This is a genomic window from Streptomyces sp. Je 1-369 (genome assembly GCF_026810505.1).
Classification (GTDB): domain Bacteria; phylum Actinomycetota; class Actinomycetes; order Streptomycetales; family Streptomycetaceae; genus Streptomyces.
Map to the genome: position 1 here is coordinate 4,752,227 of NZ_CP101750.1, position 19,731 is coordinate 4,771,957.

15 protein-coding genes are annotated in these 19,731 nt (G+C 69.2%); 6 read left to right on the forward strand and 9 right to left on the reverse strand.

Going from position 1 to position 19,731, the window contains the following annotated elements; translation table 11 throughout:
- The first annotated feature begins 69 nt into the window (after positions 1 to 69).
- Entirely contained in the window at positions 70 to 1,290 is a 1,221-nt protein-coding gene (locus tag NOO62_RS21760; RefSeq protein ID WP_268772564.1) for an FAD-dependent monooxygenase, read from the forward strand.
- Here NOO62_RS21760 and NOO62_RS21765 read toward each other — a convergent pair.
- The 4 genes from NOO62_RS21765 to NOO62_RS21780 all read right to left on the reverse strand — a co-directional run bounded on the left by NOO62_RS21765 (position 1,287) and on the right by NOO62_RS21780 (position 3,202).
- Entirely contained in the window at positions 1,287 to 1,604 is a 318-nt protein-coding gene (locus tag NOO62_RS21765) for a hypothetical protein (protein ID WP_268772565.1), read from the reverse strand. The two genes, NOO62_RS21760 and NOO62_RS21765, sit on opposite strands and share 4 nt — an antisense overlap.
- 151 nt (positions 1,605 to 1,755) lie before the next feature.
- Positions 1,756 to 2,010, reverse strand: coding sequence for a hypothetical protein (locus NOO62_RS21770; RefSeq protein WP_268772566.1), 255 nt, complete (start codon positions 2,008 to 2,010; stop codon positions 1,756 to 1,758).
- 152 nt (positions 2,011 to 2,162) lie between these two features.
- Entirely contained in the window at positions 2,163 to 2,654 is a 492-nt protein-coding gene (locus tag NOO62_RS21775; protein WP_268772567.1) for a hypothetical protein, read from the reverse strand.
- Positions 2,655 to 2,752: 98 nt separating this feature from the next.
- The gene (locus NOO62_RS21780) at positions 2,753 to 3,202 is read right to left on the reverse strand and encodes a DoxX family membrane protein (protein WP_268772568.1); all 450 of its coding nucleotides are present in this window, start codon (positions 3,200 to 3,202) and stop codon (positions 2,753 to 2,755) included.
- A gap of 215 nt (positions 3,203 to 3,417) precedes the next feature.
- On the opposite strand from NOO62_RS21780, the gene NOO62_RS21785 reads away from it, so the two are divergent.
- Together NOO62_RS21785 and NOO62_RS21790 are read left to right on the forward strand one after the other, a co-directional pair.
- On the forward strand, positions 3,418 to 4,641 hold the full coding sequence (locus NOO62_RS21785; RefSeq protein ID WP_268772569.1) for an amidohydrolase family protein: 1,224 nt from the start codon (positions 3,418 to 3,420) through the stop codon (positions 4,639 to 4,641).
- Between the two features lie 79 nt (positions 4,642 to 4,720).
- The gene (locus NOO62_RS21790) at positions 4,721 to 5,638 is read left to right on the forward strand and encodes an FkbM family methyltransferase (RefSeq protein ID WP_268772570.1); all 918 of its coding nucleotides are present in this window, start codon (positions 4,721 to 4,723) and stop codon (positions 5,636 to 5,638) included.
- Between the two features lie 2 nt (positions 5,639 to 5,640).
- Here the strand turns inward: NOO62_RS21790 and NOO62_RS21795 are convergent, their stop codons facing one another.
- The 5 genes from NOO62_RS21795 to NOO62_RS21815 form a co-directional block, all read right to left on the reverse strand.
- Positions 5,641 to 6,492, reverse strand: coding sequence for a glycosyltransferase family 2 protein (locus NOO62_RS21795; RefSeq protein ID WP_268772571.1), 852 nt, complete (start codon positions 6,490 to 6,492; stop codon positions 5,641 to 5,643).
- 369 nt (positions 6,493 to 6,861) lie between these two features.
- Positions 6,862 to 10,977, reverse strand: a complete 4,116-nt coding sequence (locus tag NOO62_RS21800) for a hypothetical protein (RefSeq protein WP_268772572.1) — start codon at positions 10,975 to 10,977, stop codon at positions 6,862 to 6,864.
- A 689-nt stretch (positions 10,978 to 11,666) separates the two neighbouring features.
- On the reverse strand, positions 11,667 to 15,434 hold the full coding sequence (locus tag NOO62_RS21805; protein WP_268772573.1) for a caspase, EACC1-associated type: 3,768 nt from the start codon (positions 15,432 to 15,434) through the stop codon (positions 11,667 to 11,669).
- Positions 15,431 to 15,847, reverse strand: coding sequence for a hypothetical protein (locus tag NOO62_RS21810; RefSeq protein WP_268772574.1), 417 nt, complete (start codon positions 15,845 to 15,847; stop codon positions 15,431 to 15,433). The genes NOO62_RS21805 and NOO62_RS21810 overlap by 4 nt, the downstream gene beginning before the upstream one ends.
- A gap of 419 nt (positions 15,848 to 16,266) precedes the next feature.
- Positions 16,267 to 16,833, reverse strand: coding sequence for a Uma2 family endonuclease (locus NOO62_RS21815; protein WP_268772575.1), 567 nt, complete (start codon positions 16,831 to 16,833; stop codon positions 16,267 to 16,269).
- A gap of 204 nt (positions 16,834 to 17,037) precedes the next feature.
- Between NOO62_RS21815 and NOO62_RS21820 the strand changes: the two genes are divergently transcribed.
- The 3 genes from NOO62_RS21820 to NOO62_RS21830 all read left to right on the forward strand — a co-directional run bounded on the left by NOO62_RS21820 (position 17,038) and on the right by NOO62_RS21830 (position 19,644).
- A complete protein-coding gene (locus NOO62_RS21820; RefSeq protein WP_268772576.1) occupies positions 17,038 to 17,823 on the forward strand; it encodes an ATP-dependent nuclease in 786 nt (261 codons plus the stop codon).
- Positions 17,824 to 17,845: 22 nt separating this feature from the next.
- Entirely contained in the window at positions 17,846 to 18,298 is a 453-nt protein-coding gene (locus NOO62_RS21825; protein WP_268772577.1) for a hypothetical protein, read from the forward strand.
- Between the two features lie 518 nt (positions 18,299 to 18,816).
- Positions 18,817 to 19,644, forward strand: coding sequence for a hypothetical protein (locus tag NOO62_RS21830; RefSeq protein ID WP_268772578.1), 828 nt, complete (start codon positions 18,817 to 18,819; stop codon positions 19,642 to 19,644).
- Positions 19,645 to 19,731: the final 87 nt, after the last annotated feature.

The following is a 19,731-nucleotide window of genomic DNA, read 5'->3' on the forward strand; positions in this document are numbered from 1 at the left end:
CGTGGCGCACCGCGCGCGTACCACCGCCCCTTACGTTGAGGCTCCTCCCGAAGACACACAGGAGCGCGCGTGAAGATCGATTGCGTCGGTGGAGGGCCCGCCTCCCTGTACCTGGCCATCCTCGCCAAACTCCGGGAACCGGCCCACGAGGTCACGGTCCACGAACGGCACGCGGCCGGGACCAGCTACGGCTGGGGCGTGACGTACTGGCCCGACCTCCTGAGGGACCTGCACGCCCACGACCCCGAGTCGGCCCGCCTCATCGAGGAGCAGTCGGTGTGCTGGCGGGGCGGATTCGCGTACGTCGGCGACCGCACCACCGCGCACGACGGTGACCCAGGACACGCGATCGGCCGCCACCGGCTGCGTACGATCCTCGCCGACCGGGCCCGCTCCCTGGGCGTACGCCTGGAGTTCGGCAAGGAGATCGGCGGCCGCGCCGACCTGCCGGACGCGGACCTCGTCGTCGCGGGCGACGGGGCGCACAGCGGGCTCCGCACGGAACAGGCGGCCCGGTTCGGCACCCGGGTGACCACCGGCGCCAACCGTTTCATCTGGCTCGGCACCAGCCGGGTCTTCACGGCGTTCACCTTCGCCTTCGTCGAGACCGACCACGGCTGGATCTGGTGCTACGCGTACGGCTTCAGCGACGAGCACAGCACCTGCGTCGTGGAGTGCTCCGCCACCACCTGGTCGGCCCTCGGCTTCGACCGCCTCGACCACTCAGAGACCCTGCGCCTGCTGGAGAAACTCTTCGCCGACCCGCTCGAAGGCCACGAGCTCCTCGGCCGCAAGGACATCGAGAGCCACGCCCAGTGGCAGGCCTTCCCGACCGTCACGAACACGGCCTGGTCGCACGGCGACCTCGTACTCATCGGCGACGCCGCCCACACCACGCACTACTCCATCGGAGCCGGCACCACCCTCGCGCTGCGCGACGCGATGAGCCTGGCCCGCGCGGTGGGCTCCGTCGCCGGACCGCGCGAGCTGCCCGCCGCACTCGCCGCGTACGAGCGGGAACGGAGGCAGGCCCTGCTGTCGGTGCAGAGCGCCGCACGGCACAGCGCCCAGTGGTACGAGAGCCTGCCGCGCTACATGGGCCTGGAGCCGCACCAGATGTTCGCCCTGCTCGGCCAGCGCCACTCGCCCCTGCTGCCCTACGTGCCGCCGCAGCTGTACTTCCACGTCGACCAGGCCCTCGGCCGACTCCAGGCCCTGCGCTGGCTCAAACAGCGCCTCGGCCCGCGCCTCGCCCGTACTCTGCAGAGCCGCCGCACCCCCGGCCCCTAGACGGCGTGCTGGTCGCGGGCCAGTCGGGTGAGCCTGCGGACCAGGCCGTCCGGTGGGCCGTGACCGTCGGCGTGCACGATCAGCTCGCTCGGCAGACCGAGTCCGCGCGCCCGGTGGACGACCGTGTCCGCGTCCCCGGGTGAGGCGGCGCTCACGTCGATGACCAGCGCGTCCGGCAGCAGCACCCGGGCCCGGGCGAGGGCCAGGGAGATGTCATGGGTGTGGGAGAGGACGCACACCTCGGGGATGCTCTCGATCCGGGAGATCAGGTCGGTCGCCCGCTCCCGCCCGACCAGCACCAGCACGGTCAGCACGCTTCCCATCTTCCTCCGGGCCGCCGTGCGTGTCCTGAGCGGACGGAGCGGCGAACGAGAAGAGGACGGAAAAGCACCGGCGCCGACGGTGTCGCGTCCGTCGGCGCCGGTGCTCCTCACCGCTGTGGCTCACTGCCGCCGCGGCTCCGTACTAGACGTGTACGGACTGCGAGCCGGTCTGCACGGACTTCATGCCGGTCTCGACCACCGTCAGGCCCGTCTTGCCCGCGTCCAGCGCGTCCCGGCCCGTCTCGGCCGGGTTCATCAGGGTCTCGCCGACGACACGGCCCACGGTGCGGGCGCCCTCACCGGAGCCGGGGACGGCCTGGGCGGGTGCGGCAGCGGCGACGGAGGCGGCGGCCGCCGTCAGGGTCAGGGCGGTGAGCATGCGCTTCGAGGTGTTCATGGTCTTTCAAACGGAACAGAGCGCAGGAAGATGCGCCCGACATCGTTAGTAACCCGGGCAATTCCACCGTCCGAGCGACCCGTGGCGTACGTCCGTCGAGCGACCGGTGACGTATCTCCGTTGTCCGTCGAGCGTTCCGTGGCGTACGTCCGTCAGAAGTGCAGCATCGACATCAGCTCAGGGCTGCGCATACCGGTCGACATCTCCGGGAGCCGCTGCCCCGGCCGCATCCACCCCGCGCGCTCGGCAGCCGCGACGGCCGCCGCCTCGGCCTCGTCCGCCGCGGCGTTCAGGGCCTCGTCCGCGCCGAGGCCCTCCCGGCCCGCGGCGGCCGACGCGGCCTGCGACGCCCGGAGCGCGGCACGGCAGGCGGCGACGGCCGGTTCGCTCCCGCCGTCGTGCTGCTGCCCCATCTGCGCGGCCTGGGCCGCGGCAGCCGCCGCGTTGCGCGCGCAACGCGAGTCCGCCGCCGGGTCGGGGGCGGACTCCGACAGCACGGCGAGCGCCTGGAGGGACACGCGGGCGGCGTGCGCGGCCTTCCACACGACGTGCTCCGGCGCCTCGTGCCGCTCGACGTGGTGGCAGACCGAGGCGGCGCGGAAGGCGGCGCTCTCGGCGCGTGCGGCGTGGCTGCGTTCCGTCATGGCCGTCTCCCTGTCCACGGGCGGATCGTGCCGGATGTGCGGCAGGGTGACAGGTCGGCCCGCAACTGGCCAGACGTACGGCGGTAGTACACCCGTGGTCAGACGAACATCCCCAGCGCGTCGTCCAGCGACCACGCCTGCCAGCTCATCGCGAAGAAGGCGACGAACGAGGCCAGCGCCATCATGAGGTTCTGCCCCTGCTCGGCCCAGTCGTGGATCATCAGGACGAGATAGACGAGGTTGAGGACGAACCCGCAGATCAGGGCGACGGGCGTGAGGAATCCGACGATCAGGCCGAGACCCAGGGCGAGTTCCGCGTAGGCGACGACGTACGCCATGACGCGCGGCCGCGGCTTCACCACCACGTTGAAGCCCTCGCGCACCGCGGACCACCGGTGTTTCTCGGCGATGCCCGCGGCCCAGCCGATGCCGCCGCCACCGAACCACGTCTTCTTGTCCTTGTGGCGCCAGCTCTCCAGCCACCACAGGCCGATCCCGATCCGGAGTACGGCCACCCACTCGGCTCCGCCGAGCCAGATCGTCTGCATCGCGCGTCCTCCCCAAGCCAACCTGACGGGGCGTCAGTTCACCGGATGAGGCTGCGACGCGCAAGGGGTCGAGTTGCGGGCGGACGCTTGCCGCCGACGATGCGAGCCCATAACCTCGATCCGACGCTAAATCTGATGGAGCGTCAGATTAAGGTCGGTGGCACCGGCAGGCAGCGGTAGCGGAAGCGACAGCGGCAGCAGTAGGGGGCACAGCAGTGGTCAGCAGCGAGGACGGCACCAAGGAACTCCCCCGGGTCATCAGCGTGGACGACCACGTGATCGAGCCCGCACACCTCTTCGACACATGGCTTCCCGCCAAGTACCGCGACCGGGGTCCGAAGCCCTTCACCGCGGGCATCGGCGAGCTGGAGTACATCGGCGGCAAGTACCGGTTCACGACCGACCCGGCGGGACAGATCACCGACTGGTGGGAGTACGAGGGCAGCATCTTCCCGTACAAGCGCATCATCGCCGCCGTCGGCTTCTCGCGCGACGAGATGACGCTGGACGGCATCACCCGCGAGCAGATGCGCAAGGGCTGTTGGGACCCCAAGGCCCGCCTGGCGGACATGGACCTCAACCATGTCGAGGCGTCCCTCTGCTTCCCGACCTTCCCCCGCTTCTGCGGCCAGACCTTCTCCGAGGCCAAGGACAAGGAGGTCGGTCTCGCCTGTGTCCGCGCCTACAACGACTGGATGGTCGAGGAGTGGTGCGGCGACAGCGGCGGCCGGCTGATCCCGCTCTGCCTGATCCCGCTCTGGGACGTGGGCCTCGCCGTCGCCGAGATCAGGCGCAACGCCGCGCGCGGGGTGCGGGCCGTCACCTTCAGCGAGATCCCCACGTACCTGGGCCTGCCGTCGATCCACTCCGGGTACTGGGACCCGTTCTTCGCGGCCTGCGAGGAGACCGGGACCGTCGTGAACATGCACATCGGCTCGTCGTCGCAGATGCCGGCCGCCTCCCCGGACGCGCCGCCCGCGGTCCAGGCCTCGCTCTCCTTCAACAACGCGATGGCGTCGATGATGGACTTCCTCTTCAGCGGCGTCCTGGTGAAGTTCCCGCGGCTCAAACTCGCGTACAGCGAGGGCCAGATGGGCTGGATCCCGTACGCCCTGGAACGCGCCGACGACGTGTGGGAGGAGCACCGGGCCTGGGGCGGTGTGAAGGACCTGGTCCCGGAGCCCCCGTCGACGTACTACTACCGGCAGATCTTCTGCTGCTTCTTCCGCGACAAGCACGGCATCGAGGCGATCGAGACCGTCGGCGTCGACAACGCCACCTTCGAGACGGACTACCCGCACGTCGACTCCACGTGGCCGCACACCAAGCAGGTCGCCGCCGAGCACGTCGGCCACCTCCCGGAGGAGATCGCGTACAAGCTGCTGCGCGGCAACGCCATCCGCATGCTGGACCTGCCGTTCGACCGGGCCGGGAGGTAGGGGGCGGGGGAGGGGCGGATACGGTTCATTCGACCGCGCCAGCGACCGCCGCGGAGGCGCGCGACGGAGAGGCGATCGAATGAGCACCCCCCTTTCGGAGACGATGGTCACGCTCGGGCGGCGGTACGTGCGTGACGCCCCCGGCACCGTCGGCAAGGCGGCGCTGGCGGCCGGGTTCCTGAACCCACGCCTCCGGGAGAACCCGCGCCGCCGGGTCGTCACCGACCGGTACGGCCACCGGTTCGCCGTCGACACCCAGGACCTCATCCAGCGCTACGTGTACCTGTTCGGCGCCTGGGAGCCGCACATGACGCGGTGGCTGCGCGGGCGCCTCGGTCCCGGGGACGTGTTCGTCGACGTCGGCGCGAACGTGGGCTACTTCGCCATCCTGGGGGCCGGGCTCGTGGGCCCGGAGGGGCGGGTCGTGGCGGTCGAGGCCTCGCCCACGTTCCACGAGCGCGTACTGCTGCACGCGGAGCTGAACGGCTGCTCCAACATCCGCGCGGTCAACGCGGCGGTCTCGGACGCGCACAAGCGGCTCACGTTCATCCTCGCCAGCTCGAACAACATGGGCGCGAACAGCATCGTCCCGTACGACGGGCCCGCCGAGTCGACCTTCGAGTCGGACGCCGTGCCGCTGCCCGAGCTCCTGGAGCCCGACGAGCTGGCCCGCGCGCGCGTGATCAAGATCGACGTGGAGGGGGCGGAGGGCGGTGTCGTCCGGGGCCTCGCACCCGCGCTCGGCGGCCTCCGCGAGGACGTGGAGATCGCCGTGGAGGTGACGCCGGACCGCATGGAGCAACTCGGCGACTCCGTGGACGAGTTGATGGAGACGATGCGCGAGGCGGGCTTCCACGCGTACCGGCTGGTCAACGAGTACGCCCCTGACACCTACCCGGCCGCGATCCGCCGCCCCGCGCCGCCGGTGCGGTGGCGGGAGCCGATCACTGGCGAGACGGAGCTGGTCTTCTCGCGGACCGACGCGGAGACGCTCTGAGGTCAGCCCGTCTGCTGTGTCGTCTGGGTCGTCTGGGTCGTTTGGGTCGTCTGCGTCGTCTGTGCCGTCTTTGTTGTCTGTGACGGCGGCGTCGCCGACGCCGTCGGCGGGAAGCGCCACTGGAACGCCGAAAGCGCCCTCGCCCGCTCCGCCACCACCGCCATCCGCGCGTCCCGCTCCGCCGTGTCGGTGTGCGCGCTCTGGCCCGTCATCTGGCCCTCCCACTTGCGGTAGAGGAGGCCCACCTCGGACGTGAACCAGCCGCGCGCGACCGCGTTCAGCGCCAGGAGCAGGCCCGTGTCCTCCGAGGCGGGCAGCGCCATCCAGCCGCCCAGGGCGACGAGGAGTTCGCGGCGGACGAAGAGCGTCGCGGGGTGGACCGGCGCACGGTGGTCGTGCCCGGACCAGTAGTCGATGACCGTCATGCGCTCGACGGGACCGTGCTCGGGGTCGCCGGGGAAGCCGACCGTGGAGCCGTCGGGCAGCAGGTCGAGCACCCGTGAGGCGGCCCAGCCGAGCGCCGGGTCCCCTTCGAGCGCCGCGAGATCGCGGGCCAGCGCACCGGGGGCGAGCTGGTCGTCGGCGTCCAGGACCTTCACGTACTCCCCGTGGGCGTGCGCGAGCGCCATCGTGCGCGCGACGCCGGGTCCGCCGGGCCGCCCCTGCCGGAACGTGACGCGCTCGTCGTCCGGGACGTACGGCGCGACCTCGTCGGTCCTGCCGTCCTCCTGGACGATCCAGTGCCACTCCCACCCGTCGGGGAGCTCCTGCGCGAGCAGCGACGCGTACGCGTCGGACAGGAACGGGGCCGACGGCGCGTGGACGGCGGTGACGATGACGATGCGCCGGCGCACGGCACCCACCACCTTTCTGTCGTCCGGGACCGGCCCACACCCTACGACTCCCGAAGAGGAGTCGACGAGGTCACAGGGGGCGGCGCGTCGGCGGTCGCGACGGAAAGTTTCCCTACGAAACGATCTCGTGCCTATAAGGTAAAAGCGTCGGTGCAAATGGAAGGGCCCGATCGCTGGCGACGGGGGATGCACCAGCGATCGGGCTCTGTTCCAACAGTAACAAGGTCGAATGCATAGTGGGAGTCAACTCCGCGAATAAAGTATGGAGTTGTGATCGGGATCACGTACCCCGTTGAGCGGCCGAGAAGGCAGGCAGCGTGCCCGAACGGGCAGGACCTTGGCCGAAAAGGCCCGTGTGCGGCCCGTGCGTTACTCGTCGCACGGCGGCTCGTACGAGAGGCGGGGCAGATACTCATCCCATTTCTCCCGCGTCAGAACACCCCGCGTGGTCGAGCAAATACGGTTAACCGCTTCCTCGGTGTCCAAGTTCCACAGCCGGACGGTATCCGTACCGCTCGCCACCCCCAGCATGTCGCTCTGCGGACTGAACGACAGGAAGCTGCCCATCTTCGTGTTGGGGCTCATCGACTGCCCGATGGGGGAGGCGTCGGCGGGGTCGGCGACGTTCCAGAGCCGCACCGTGTTGTCGTTGCCGCCGGTCGCCAGCTTGTGGCCGTCCTTGCTGAACGTCAGGGACACGACCGCGTCGGTGTGGCCCGTCAGGGAGGCGTCGAGCCGGACCGGTTCGCGCGGGTCGCCGATGTCCCAGAGCCGCACCGTGCCGTCGTCGCTGCCACTGGCCAGCGTGCGCCCGTCCGGGCTGTAGACGACGGTGTTGACGGGACCCTGATGACCCTTGAGGGGCGCCTGGAAGGGCACCGCACGCCGTAGATCGGTCACGTTCCACAGCCGTACGGTGCCGTCCGCGCTGCCGCTGACCAGCGTGCGCCTGTCCTTCCCGAACGTCAGGGAGTTGACGTACCCCTGATGGCCGGTGAGCGGCTCCCCGAGCCTGCGCGGGCGGGCGGGCGAGGTGACGTCCCACAGCTGGATGGTGCGGTCGGTGTAGGGGGTCGCGAGCGTACGGCCGTCCCTGCTGAAGGCGAGCGCGGCCGCGAACCGGGTCCGCAGCCGGACGGGCGGCCCGTAGGGGACGGGGTGCTTCGGGTCGGCGACGTCCCACAGCTGGACCGCGCGGTTGCCCGTGAGCACGGCGAGCGTACGGCCGTCCGGCGAGAACACCGGCGCCCGGACATTGCCCTCCCCGGGCCGGAAAGGCTTGCCCAGCGGAGTGGGCCGCTCGGGCCGCTCCACGTCCCACAGCCGGACCTTCTCGTCCCGCGAGGCTGTCGCCAGCACCTTCCCGTCCGGCCGGAACGCCCCTATCCGGCCGAGCATGTCCCCCGTCGAGACCGACCAGAGGCGGACCTTGTTGTCGCCGCTCCCGGTGGCGAGGAACCGTCCGTCGGGGCTGAACCCCAGGGCGTACATCTCCCCGCTGCTGCCCGCGAGGGGCTCGCCGACCTGCGAAGGATGCGACGGGTCGCGGATGTTCCACAGGCTCGCCGTGCTGTCCGCGCTCGCGGCGGCGAGCATGGTGCCCGCCGGGTTGAACGCCACGGACCACAGCGGACCGGTGTGCCCGGTCAGCGGCGTCCCGAGCGCCTTGCCGTGCTCAGGGTCGGCGACGTCCCAGAGCCGGATCGTGTTGTCGGCGCCGCCGCTCGCGAGGGTGTTGTCATCGGGGCTGAAGGCCACGGAGTGCACGGTGGTCGAGTGCCCGCGCAGCACCGTGCCGACGGACTCGGGCCGCTTGGGATCGTCCGTGTTCCACAGGTGGATCGTGCCGTCGTCCCCGCCGGCCGCGAGGGTCCGCCCGTCATGGCTGAACGCCACCGAACGCACGGCTTGGGTGTGCCCGGGCAGCGTGGCGATCCGCTTCGGCTCGCGCGGCCGGTCCACGTCCCACAGGCGGACGGCCTTGTCCTCGTTGGCGGCGGCGAGGGTCTTCCCGTCAGGACTGAACGCGAGCAGGTAGATGGCCCCACCCTGCCCGGTCACGGGGCTGCCGAGGAGCCGCGGATGCCGCGGATCCCGTACGTTCCACAGCCGGATCGTGCCGTCGTCCGACGCGCTCGCGAGGGTGTTGCCGTCCGGGCTGAACACCGCGGTGCTCACCCAGCTCTTGTGCCCGGTGAGCGGCTTGCCCAGCGGTTCGGGACGCGTCGGGTCGGAGAGGTCCCACAGGCGTACGGTCCGGTCGTAGCTGGCCGTGGCGAGGAGCCGCCCGTTCGGGCTGAACGACGTGAGGTAGACGGCGCCCTTGTGGCCGAGGAGCGGGGTGGCGAGCGGCGCGTTCACGATCGAGATCAACCGGTTGCGGGTGCCCTCGTCGCCGGGCCGCAGCCGGTGCGCCACCAGGTCCAGCTGGGCGGACAGGGACGGATCTGTGTGCTGGGCGCGGTCGGCCTCGGCGACGACCTGCTCGAACACCGCGTCGTCGCGCTGCTGCCGTGCGACGACCGCGGACACGACGGCGACCATCGCCAGGACGACCAGGGTCGCCACGGCGCCCCGGCTGATCCACACCATGCGCCTGCGCAGCCGCGCCGAAGCGGCGAGGAATTCGACGGCGCCCTTGGTCAGATACGTATCACCGGTACTCCGCGCCCACTCGCGGGCCTGCTCGAGCCGAGACCCCCGATACAGCAGCGAAGAGTCGCGCTCGGAGTCCTCCCAGGACTTGCCGTCCTCTTCCAGCCGCTGCCGCAGCAGATGGTCGTTCCTGTCCTCGTCGATCCACTCGCGCAGACGCGGCCAGGCGTGCAGCAGCGCTTCATGGGTGATCTCCACGGTCTCCGCGTCGAGGGTCACAAGCCGGGCGCGGACCAGCGCTTCGAGGGACTCCTCCGTCTTGTGGGGGTCGGTCGACTCCTCCGCCAGCTGCCGACGCGTACCCCGCCGCCGGGTCGCCTGCGTGTCCTCGCCCAGCCGGACGAGCCGCAGCAGAAGCACCCTCGCCGCCGTCCGCGCAGCCGGGTCGAGCCCGGACCAGGCACGCTCGGCGGTCGCCGCGACGGCGCCCTGGATACCGCCCGCCGCCCGGTACCCGGCCAGCGTGAGACGCCCCGTCTTCCGCCGCTGCCAGGTGGCGAGCAGCGCGTGCGACAACAGCGGCAGCACACCCGCGTCGTGCGCCCCGCGGGGCCCGTCCGTACTCACCTCCCGCACGATCAGCTCGGCGAGCCCCGGTTCGAGTTCGAGCCCCACGGCCTTGGCGGGCCCGGTCACCGCCTTGCGCAGCTCCGACGTCGTCAACGGTCCGAGCACCATGTGCCGGTGCTGCAGGGCGTCGGCCAGCTCGGGATACCTGAGGCACTCCTCGTAGAAGTCGGCGCGTATCCCAAGGACGACGAGGGCGGGAGCGTGACTCCGGCCCTCGCCGGGGGAGCAGGCGGCATGCAGGACCCTGATGAAGGCCCGCCGGTCGGCTTCGTCGGGGCAGAGGGTGAAGGTCTCCTCGAACTGATCGACGATGATGACGGGCCGACGGACGACCCCGTCGCCGCCTACGACCTCCTCCACCTCGGCGACTTCGGCGACTCCGGTGGCCTCGGCGGCCTCGGCGGCGAAACGCTCGCCCCACGCGGTGACGGCCTCCCGCACGCCCTGCGCACACGCACGAGCACGGTGGTCCACGCCCGGGTCGTCCTCCCCGGCGGGCAGGACGCGGGCGAGCTCCGGGATGTTCCGGGTGAGCTCGGTGAGGGGATCGGCACCGGGTACGAGCTGAAGGACGGGCCCGGCGACCCACGCGCTCGCGCTCCCCGGGTCCTGGGCCAGCGAGGCACCCCCCTGAAGGGTCGGCACGAGCCCGGCATTGAGGAGGGAGGACTTCCCGGCCCCCGACGCCCCCACGAGCATGACGAGACCACCCGCCTCGGCGGCACGGAGCTGACCGACGAGGGCGTCGGTACTCCGCTCGCGACCGAAGAACCACTGGGCGTCCTGTGGCCGATAGGAGGCGAGCCCGCGATAAGGACAAACCCCAGGAACAGCACCCCCACTACCCCCGCCCCCACTCCCCGCCCGCTCCCCACCCTCCGGGGAGCCGTCGGAGTCACCGGCTGCCGCCCGCTCGCCGACGGGGTCGGCGACGGCGCTCTCCCAGAGGCGGTGCCACTGGGCCATGTCGTAGAGACCGGGGGACACGGGGGTGGGCCGCTCGCGCCGGGCTTCGGGGATCAGGACGTGGAGCACCGCGGCGAGGGCGGCGAACTGGGCCGGTACGTTCTTGGCCCGCCGCCAGTCACTGATCCGCTGGGCGGACACGCGTACGGGTCGCCCGCGCTCGTCGACCCGCTGAAGGCGGACGACCGCTTCGGCCACACGCTTGAGGGGCGGGTTGCCGGCTTCCTTGTACAGCAGCGCGAGACGTTCCGCGAAGCTTGTGCGTGCCCCTGAGTCGGAACTCAAGGCCTCCACCCCTTACTTCCGCCGCACTTGGTCATCCGGACCGGAAAACTCACTTTATACGGCTGACCTGCGGCGAAGGCGTCCGGACGGATCCGGCACCTCCTCTGCGGGACCCACAACTGGCAGGATCTCATCGCAGTAGCGAACCAACCACGCAGCGTCCTGGCAGGTCATCGGCCCACCGCTCGCGGAGACGGCTGACACCACCGATCGTTCTGAGCCCGGCTTGTGCCGGAGTGACGACGGGATCGCCGTGTGGGCCCCGAAGACTTGAGCAGACGGCCATACCCGGACCGTATTCACATTCGAATGCGAATCCGGATTTTCCCTGATCCGCGCCGATACGCGGGAGCACCACGGGTCGGCGCCGTCCGCGTCGATCGGTGCCGGTCCCCACGAGGGGAGGGACCGGCACCGATACGACGCGGGAGCCCTGTTCGCCGGAACCTCTGCGGCGAGGGGCTCCCAGTCGGGACACCGCTGCTCGGGCCCGCGGGGGGGCTTACTGGATCCGCGAGTCGATGCCCGCTGGGGTCCCGTGACCTTGCCCGTCTTCCGGCCCTTGGTGGACGCCTGCGTCACCCACGTCGTAATAGGCCATCGCCGCGGAATCCAGATCGGCATCGATGACGGCAAGTCGAGCGGAGCAACGCCATCCATGACCGTCCGGGCACGGTGAGAACGGGTCTCCTCTTGACTCACCCCCGCTGTTCGTCTGTCTCGTACAGCCTCCAAGCCGGCCATCGAACGGCTTCGATTTCTCCGTCCTCACTGCCCAGCAGGTTCCGGCGGTGAAGCATGAGCCGCAGGTGGCGGGCCGCGTCGGAGCCCTCTTCGACTCCCCTGTCGAGTAGTACAGCCCTAGGTGTGGTGACACCGACGCCCCTGATCAGAGCGTCCGCCGAATGTCCGTGAACGGTCTCGCCCAGCGTGACGGTGCCTTCCTCAGCACGGGAGAGGACCCGGTACAGGCGTTTGAGCAGCACATCCTCGTCTCCACCGCCGGTGGGTACGCTGTCCCGTTCCGCGGCTCCCAGCAGCGCGGCGCCCACGCCTCCCCGCTTCCGCCAGAGCTCCTTGTCCCCCACCACGATGAGGTGGCCGCGGGCCCGGGTGATGGCGACGTTCCACAGGTTCAGCTGTCCACCGACCCACTCGACGGCGCGAGGATGCATGCCTTCTCCGGCAACGAGCGAGAACACCATGACATCCCGTTCTCCGCCCTGGAAGGTGTGCACCGTCCCGATGCGCAGACGTTCGTCGTCATACGGCCGCAGCCGCTTGCGCAGCGCTTCGGCCTGAGGGGCGAAGGGCGTGACGACGCCGACGGTGGCCGCGTCTGGCAGCTGGTCCAACAGGTAGGTGACGCTGGCGACCACTTTGCGGATCTCGTCCTCGTTGACCCAGGAACCACCGAACGGAGGGCGGGCGGCCCGTCCGGTGACGTCCGTCCAGATGACAGCCGGGCGACTTGCCAGAGCGGGCCGACCGCGAGTATCGGTGAGGACGGTCAGCCCGCCGTCGTAGAAGAAGTCGTTGGAGATCCCGGCGATGTGCGGATGACAGCGGAAGTGCTCGTCGAGCAGTAATGTGCCGCCCGCGGACTGCTCGGCCGCGTGGAAGGCGGAGTGGCGCCGGTAGGCGAGGTGGTGCTTCTCCAGCCAGGCGGACCGCAGCCCGTTCCCGCGCCGGATAAGAGCCTCACGGTGCGGGCTGGTCTGTGTGATGTGCGTGAGCTGCATGGGGTCGCCGATGACCAGGGCGCGCCGCGCCCGGAACAGCAGCGGCAGGACGTGGGGGATGGCGCACTGACTTGCTTCGTCGACGATGACGAGATCAAACAGGGCTGGTGCCAGCGGGAATCGCCGGGCGGAAAGACTGGTGACAGCCCATCCGGCCACAGCGGGCGCGTCCATGGAACCGTTCGAGCGTCCCAGAACTCTCCGCATCTGCGACCAGTCGCTGCGTTTGCCGTCCCGAGCCGCCAACAGGTCGAGAATGCGGCGGCGTCCGGCCCAGGCGGCGGCTTGGACCGTGGTGGCGAGGAGCGTGCGTGAAGCGTCCTGGACGGCGTTCTCCGCATCGCGGAGGGCCCGTGTGAGTACCGCGTCGTCGACATCCGCCGCTTGCTCGAGCCCGTCACGCCATTCAGTCTCAGACGCGGCGAAGCCGGCGAGCGCGAGGCATCCCGTGGTGGGATCACCGGCGTGCCCCTGCACACCGGTCGTGCGCAGGAATCGGGTCCGGCGCCACGAGCCGAGGAAGCGTGCGTGGGCGAGGCGGCGTGCCTTGTTCTCCAGTTCCCTCCGCCGGTGCGTGTCACCGAGCAGGTCCTGGAGATCGGTGATGGTGGTGGTGAGCTGTTCCGCGTGGTGGGCACGGGCTTCGCCTGCCCGGCGAAGCCGCGCCTCGGTCTCCGCGAGGTGTGCCAGAGCTTGCCGTACTTCTGCCAGGCGGTCGGTGGCCAGCGCGGTAGCCATGGACGCAGTGGCCACGGTGGTGGACGGCTCCGGGCCGGTACGCAGCGTGTGCAGTGCGGCGGCCTCGTGCTCCGCGTTGCTCTTGCCGTTCTTCCGCGCCGAGCCGGTCCGCACGACGCTGCCGGGCACCAACTTGTCGCAGCGGCGCCAGACTTCGTCCACGGCATCGTTGTTGGTGGACGCAACCAGTACGGTCTGACCTGCCGCGATCGCCGTGGCCACGAGATTGGCGACCAACTGGCTCTTGCCGGTACCGGGCGGCCCCGTGGCCACCGTGAGGCGGCGGGTCATGGCGGACCGGAGAACCGCCGTCTGGGCTTCGTTGCAGGGCAGCGGCGTCACGAGGCGCGCCGGTTCGGGGGCCGTGTGGGCGTGGGACCGGGCCCGCTGCGAGGCGTCGGGCGCCAGTGCACCGAGGGCGGTCTTTCCGATCTGGTCCGCCTGTTCGGCGATGCCGGCGAAGTCGTTGAGAAGCCCCTTCGTGAAGCCTGTCTGGGGGCGTGCGGCGAACAGGACCGAAGTGTTGCGGGCCCCGTGGCCGGGCGTACGGACGTCGATGCGGTCGGCGAGCTGGTCGGGACGGAGCTCCTGCACACACGGCAGCTCGAACTCCTGCGTGAGGAGGTTGCGCACCTCCACCGCCATACGGTCGTGCTGCCCTCGATGCCAGGACGGCTGAAACGTGTCGATGAGCTGGTTGGCCTCCTCCTCGCCCAGCCAGTCGTGCGCCAGCTGAGGATGCGGCTGGACCGGGCCGTACGGCTTGAGCCGCACTTCGCCCCCGTCCTGAACGATCTCGACGCGGCGTACCAGCAGCGGCGCGAACTTCGGCTGCCGCCAGGGGCGCCCGGCGCGAGGCCCGGTGAGGACCACGGCCGGGTAGCCCGCCCAGAGCTCGGCGTCCTCCTCGGCTGCTGAGCCCACCAGCGCGGCCGCTTCCCCGGGAAGCGCGACGCAGCCGTCATCGTCGACGTCGCCGGAGATGAACCTCTCCGCGCCACCCAGGCACACGTACGACGTGTCCTGATGGATCACGTCCATCAAAGGTGTCTCGGCGCTCTCGGCCAGGACGCATTCACGGTAGTAGTCCAGCAGGTTGCCCCACGCGGGTTGCGCGTTGGCGGATTTCGCGGCACGCGGTTGTGGCGCTTCTCCGGCGGCGGCCCGGGGCCGGGAGTGCAGAGGATCGAGGATGGGGGCCCGGCCGAAGGGGCTGTCCGCGATGACGATGCGGTCGTCGACGCCGTGTGTGGACTGCACCGGCACCTGGCGGCCACCGTCCAGGGCACGCATGCGCCGGTTGACGTAGTGGAACAGGTCACTGACCGTTACCGCGCTGCCGCCGTCCTTGCTGACTTTCCCCGTGCGCAGCGCCTCGATGACCTCGCCGGTGAACGCCGATGGCTTCACGTCCTCGCCATCGCCCGTATCCGCATACGAGTCCTCCCCGGCCCGCGAGGACGACAGGACGTACACGCCCCTGCTGGTCAGCGGGGGCTGCTCGCCCGACTTGGACACGGAGTTCTCGGGCCGGCGGTCCGATGTGCGCAGGCCCACGGCGAAACCACCGCTGCGGCAGCAGTCGATCATCACGATCTTCTGCGGGGCGACGCACTCTTCCAGAGTGTCGTTGAGGAACCCGGCGCTGACAGCGGTCGAGGCCACCCGGTCGTAGTCGGTGTCCTTGGCGACGAAGTGGAACTCGCCACCGTCGCGTACGGTGCGCACACCGTGCCCAGAGACGTACACGAGCGCGAGTTCGTCCTCGTCGCGCTCCTGAAGGAACTCGCCGATGACCGCCCGCATGTCGTCGGCGGTGAGATCGGATTCGGTCCGGACGGAGACGAAGTTGCCGATGTTGCGGTGTTTCAGTACCTGGGCGAGTCCCCATACATCCGCCCGTACGGAGGCCAGCGGAGAGAAGCGGCCGTCGTCGTAGTGCTCATTGCCGATCAGGAGAGCCCGGCGCTTGTGGAGGCGGGTCATACCGCGCCGTCATCCGGTTCGGGACCGTCGTCGGCGGCGACTCGGTCCTGGAACTCGCGGACCATGCGTTCCTGTGCGACATCCGGACGCCCGGTGATCTCTATGGAGTCGTCCCCGACGGTGACCACGACCTTGCGGTGCCGCTCCTTGGCGCACCACTCCTTGATAAGGGTGATCAGGACCTGAGACGCCGGGCGGGCGACGGCGGCGGTGCCGGCGGCCCAGAGAGCTACCTCACCCACGCCGGCACCCTTATGGCCCGATCCGGTGGGCTCGTCGGCGTCATGGAAGCCGACGACGAGACCGTCCGTTCCGTGCAGGGTGGCGTGCAAATCCCGGGTGAGACGCTCCTGCCGGAGTGTGTCGCCGCCTGTGGGCACGGCAAGTGTCCACAGCGTTCCCCCGTCGCGCATGTGCTGCTCCTTGCGTCCGCGTACGTGCTGGCCCGGTCCGTCCGGCGACTTTGGCACGCGGGCCTTGGCAAGAGACAGCCGAGGCTGAACAGGAGGGACGGCATCCGGCCATCTCTGCGCGTCGGCGGGGAGAGGAACTGTGGCGGGTCACGGGCGATGGGCTACCAGCGGTCGCCACTGCGTCGTGCCACGGCCTGCCGGGCCTGCGAAACCAATCAGGGGCTCGACCCGCTAAGCGGAGCAGCCCCCTGAACTGGTCCTTCACTGTCGGGGTGGCGGGATTTGAACCCGCATGGTCTCGATCGGACTCGCAGGGCGCAGCGAAAACTTGGGGAGCAGGTTGGCTCCCAGATGGCTCCCACAGGGCGTGGCGTCGACGACGTGCGTCACTTCCGGAACCGCAGTCGCTTGGGGAGAGGTCAGATCCGGCCGAGGTCGATCTCGACCTGGAAGGGTGCCGAAACCTTGACGACGCCAGTGAACACATCCCCATTCCGGTAGGCCCTGGCCGCCGGGTCGAGAACGTAGGTGTACAGCAGCGGGACGCCGGTCACGGCCTGCTCGACCCGCCAGTAGAAGGCAATGCCAGACTTGGCGTATTGGTCCGTCTTCACAATCCGATCGGTAGTCTCCGATCCTGGCGAGACAACCTCTACGACCAGCAGCACGTGCTCCGGACGGGTGGGCGTGATGTCGATCGTGTCCGCGCGATACACAACGACATCCGGACGCCGATTCGTGAGCGGAACATCCTGCAGACGGACATCGAAGTCGGTATCGGCGTTCCAATCAGGCCCTGCGGCGGATTCCAAGGCATTTGCCAGGAACCGAGCGAGCCGGTTGTGGCGCTTGGACGCGCTGGGACTCACAACGACCATCCCGTCCACGATCTCGATCCCCGCACACTGCTCATCGGACCAGGAGTCGTACTGCTCCGCCGTGATCTGCTCGTGCATCCACGCAGGGGCTGCCATCTCGGCAGTCATGACGCACCTCCCGGACACCACATGAGCGGGCCCGATCCCGCTGAGTGCAGCCTACTGTCTCGGCTCCCCGACACGCTGGACACCGAACAACCAACGCGAGCACTCCTGCCGCCCAGCGAGGGACGCGTCGAGGGTCGCCGCTTCGCTCCGGGGGGAGGGGCAAGACGGCACTGTGCACCCGATGAAGCCCCAAAGTGGCCTCGCTTGGGCAGAGCTATCGAGTGTTCTGTTCGCGTCGCGCCGTTCCTGAGCGCACTGCTCGTCAGTCGTGTAGATCGTTCGCAGGCGAACGAGCAACTCGGCGAGATCGAGGAGAACGCCCATCTGGCGCGGCAGGACGTACATGCAAGGGTCTACGGCCCTGTGCTGGATGAGGTGGCGGCTGCGCTCTCCGCGGAGGTTGGCAAGTTCACCACTGGACGCGAGGTTGTTGTAACCCCCACCGTGCAGGCGCCAAGACTCGCTCGCACTGCATTCCGGGTGAGTATTCGCGACGGCGCTGCTCGAACTTCGGTGCACCGGCAGGGGCACGGGTTTCAGCGGGCCTTGATCATCGCTGCGTTGACGTATCTGGCAGACCGCCGGCGGCCGGCTGACGGCATGCGGACGCTGTGTCTGGCTGTCGAGGAGCCGGAGCTGTTCCAGCACCCGCCTCAGGCACGGACATTCGCGAAAGTGCTGCGCGAGCTGGTCAGCGCCTCTCCGCAGGGGCGTACACAGGTGATGTACCCCACGCATAACCCCGTCTTCATCGATCCGAAGGGGTACCACCAGATCCGTCGTTTTTGCCGTGCTGCCGGTGATGGACATCCCGTCACCGAGGTGTGGCAAGCGGTAGAAGAGGATCTTTGCACGGCCCTCGACGGGATGGTGAGCCAGAAGGTGATCAGGAGTCGGACAGAGGGAACGCTAAGCGGGGCGCTGGCAGACGGCTTCTTCGCGCATGCCGTGGTGTTGGTCGAAGGGCGCGGAAGGGATCAGCGTCATTGAGGTCCACGGCAAGGAAAACTTGATGATCTCCGACGCGCTTTTCAGCGCCCTGGGCGTGCCCTGTTACGTCGCATTTGATGGGGACGCCGAGATGGAAGAGCGTAAGCGAGAGTCGGTACGCCACCTTGTCCCGCCGCAGCGGCAGGAGAAGGAGCAGGAGTTCGAGCGACAGGCGCGGACGAATCAGACCAAGAACGCGAACCTCCTCCAGTACCTGGGTGCTTCACCGAGCCCCCGACCTACTAACGACTCGACTGGTCGGTACACGGTCTTCGAGGACACCTTGGAGACCTACCTTGCCCAGCACTGGCCAGCATGGGACGAGCGTAGGCAGGACCTCGTCCGAGCTGGCGAAGGCATTGATGGAAAGAACGCAGCGACATATTTAGAGACAACCCGGACGACTGCGACGGAGCCGCCGTACCTGTTGCACGCTCTGATGGAGAATGTCCGTTCGCTGACAAGGCGTCTGTAGCTGCGAGCCAGGTGCAAGCGTTCGGGTTCGACCGCCTGCACCCCATGAGTCATGCGTTTATCCGGGAGTGCCCTGCTCTGTTGCCACTGCTGCGGAGCCGCAAGAGGCTTCCCGCAGACGTGGGCTAGAGCGGGAGGGTTTGGCCCTAGACAACAACTACGACTCTCTCATGCGGCGGGATGTTGTCAGTCACGTACTGCATCATCACGCCCATGACCACAGTGCAACCGAGCGGTCGAGCCTGCCTGCCAGCGCCGCGCGACATTCGGAGTCGAGCATGGGTACGGATCCGTCTACGCGCCCGTCGTGCAGTCCGTCCGAGCAGGCGGGGTCTCCGCGACTGGCGGGCGAACGTCAACGAGCGAAGGTTTCAGAAGGAGACCCGAAATCTCTGGGCGGCTTTGGACCGGTTGGGTATCTGCAAAGAGGATCTCCCTCGCACAGTGCAGGCGCAGCGGTCGCTGAGTATCACCTGGGGGTACTTGCTTACTCGGGGTATCGGAGCCCCTGTCGCGGGCATGGTGATCGTCATCATCGCCGTGCCGTTCCTTGCACTGGTGGCCTGGAAGTTCGCACATCACTACGGCTTCGAAAGCCTGGAGCAGGCGGCAGCGTTCCTCTTCGACCAGTGGGGCAAGGTGCCCGACAGCTCGGCTGCGGGCCGTGATCCTGTCTTCGCAGTGGTGGCTAACCTGGCGATGCTCGGAATTCCTGCGTGGGTCATGTGGCGCACCCTGCGTAAGGGAGTTCTCCGCAAGTACTGGCTTACACAGCGCACTTGCGCGGCACTCGTGCGATGCGCGCAGGCGAAGGCCGCCACAGGTATCGACCGTCCGGATCGGCTCAGGCATGTGGACAGCCTGTGTCGAGCCATCGAGTGGAGCGTCTGGCGTTCCCACATCTGGCGCGGTGGCATGACCCGGCGTTCACCGCGAAGGGGCGCTGCCCGTCACCACGCGTCCGCTGTCATTGGGGCCCTGCACCGCGAACTCGTCAGGCTCGATGTCGAGCCCGACCAGTCTCTGGACGACCTGGCCAAGATGCTCGCGACGATCGGTGAACAACACGCAGCCGGATTCGTCGGTGCTCTCCTCCCTGCTGAGGCTCTGGAAGGTGTCACCCCGGTCTCCCTGCGGAGACATGCGCTCCGGGAATCGTTCGCCATCGTGCGTGGCGTCGTTGCAGCTCTTGGGTCGGTCCTTGTCCTGGACCCCCTCTTGCCTGTGCTCGGCGTCCGTGACGATCTCACGGGCTGGTTTCTCGCCGGGGGTGCGCTCGCCGCAGCCGTTACGGCTGTCGGGTGGCGTCGTGTGCGCGACTTCCTGGGAGTTTTTCCCGGCCTGTAGGCACCTTCGCTACAACGGTCCGCTGCTGGCTGTGGCGAGACGATTCGCTGTTGCGCAGGGCTGAGGTCCGGTCTGTGTCGGTCTCAG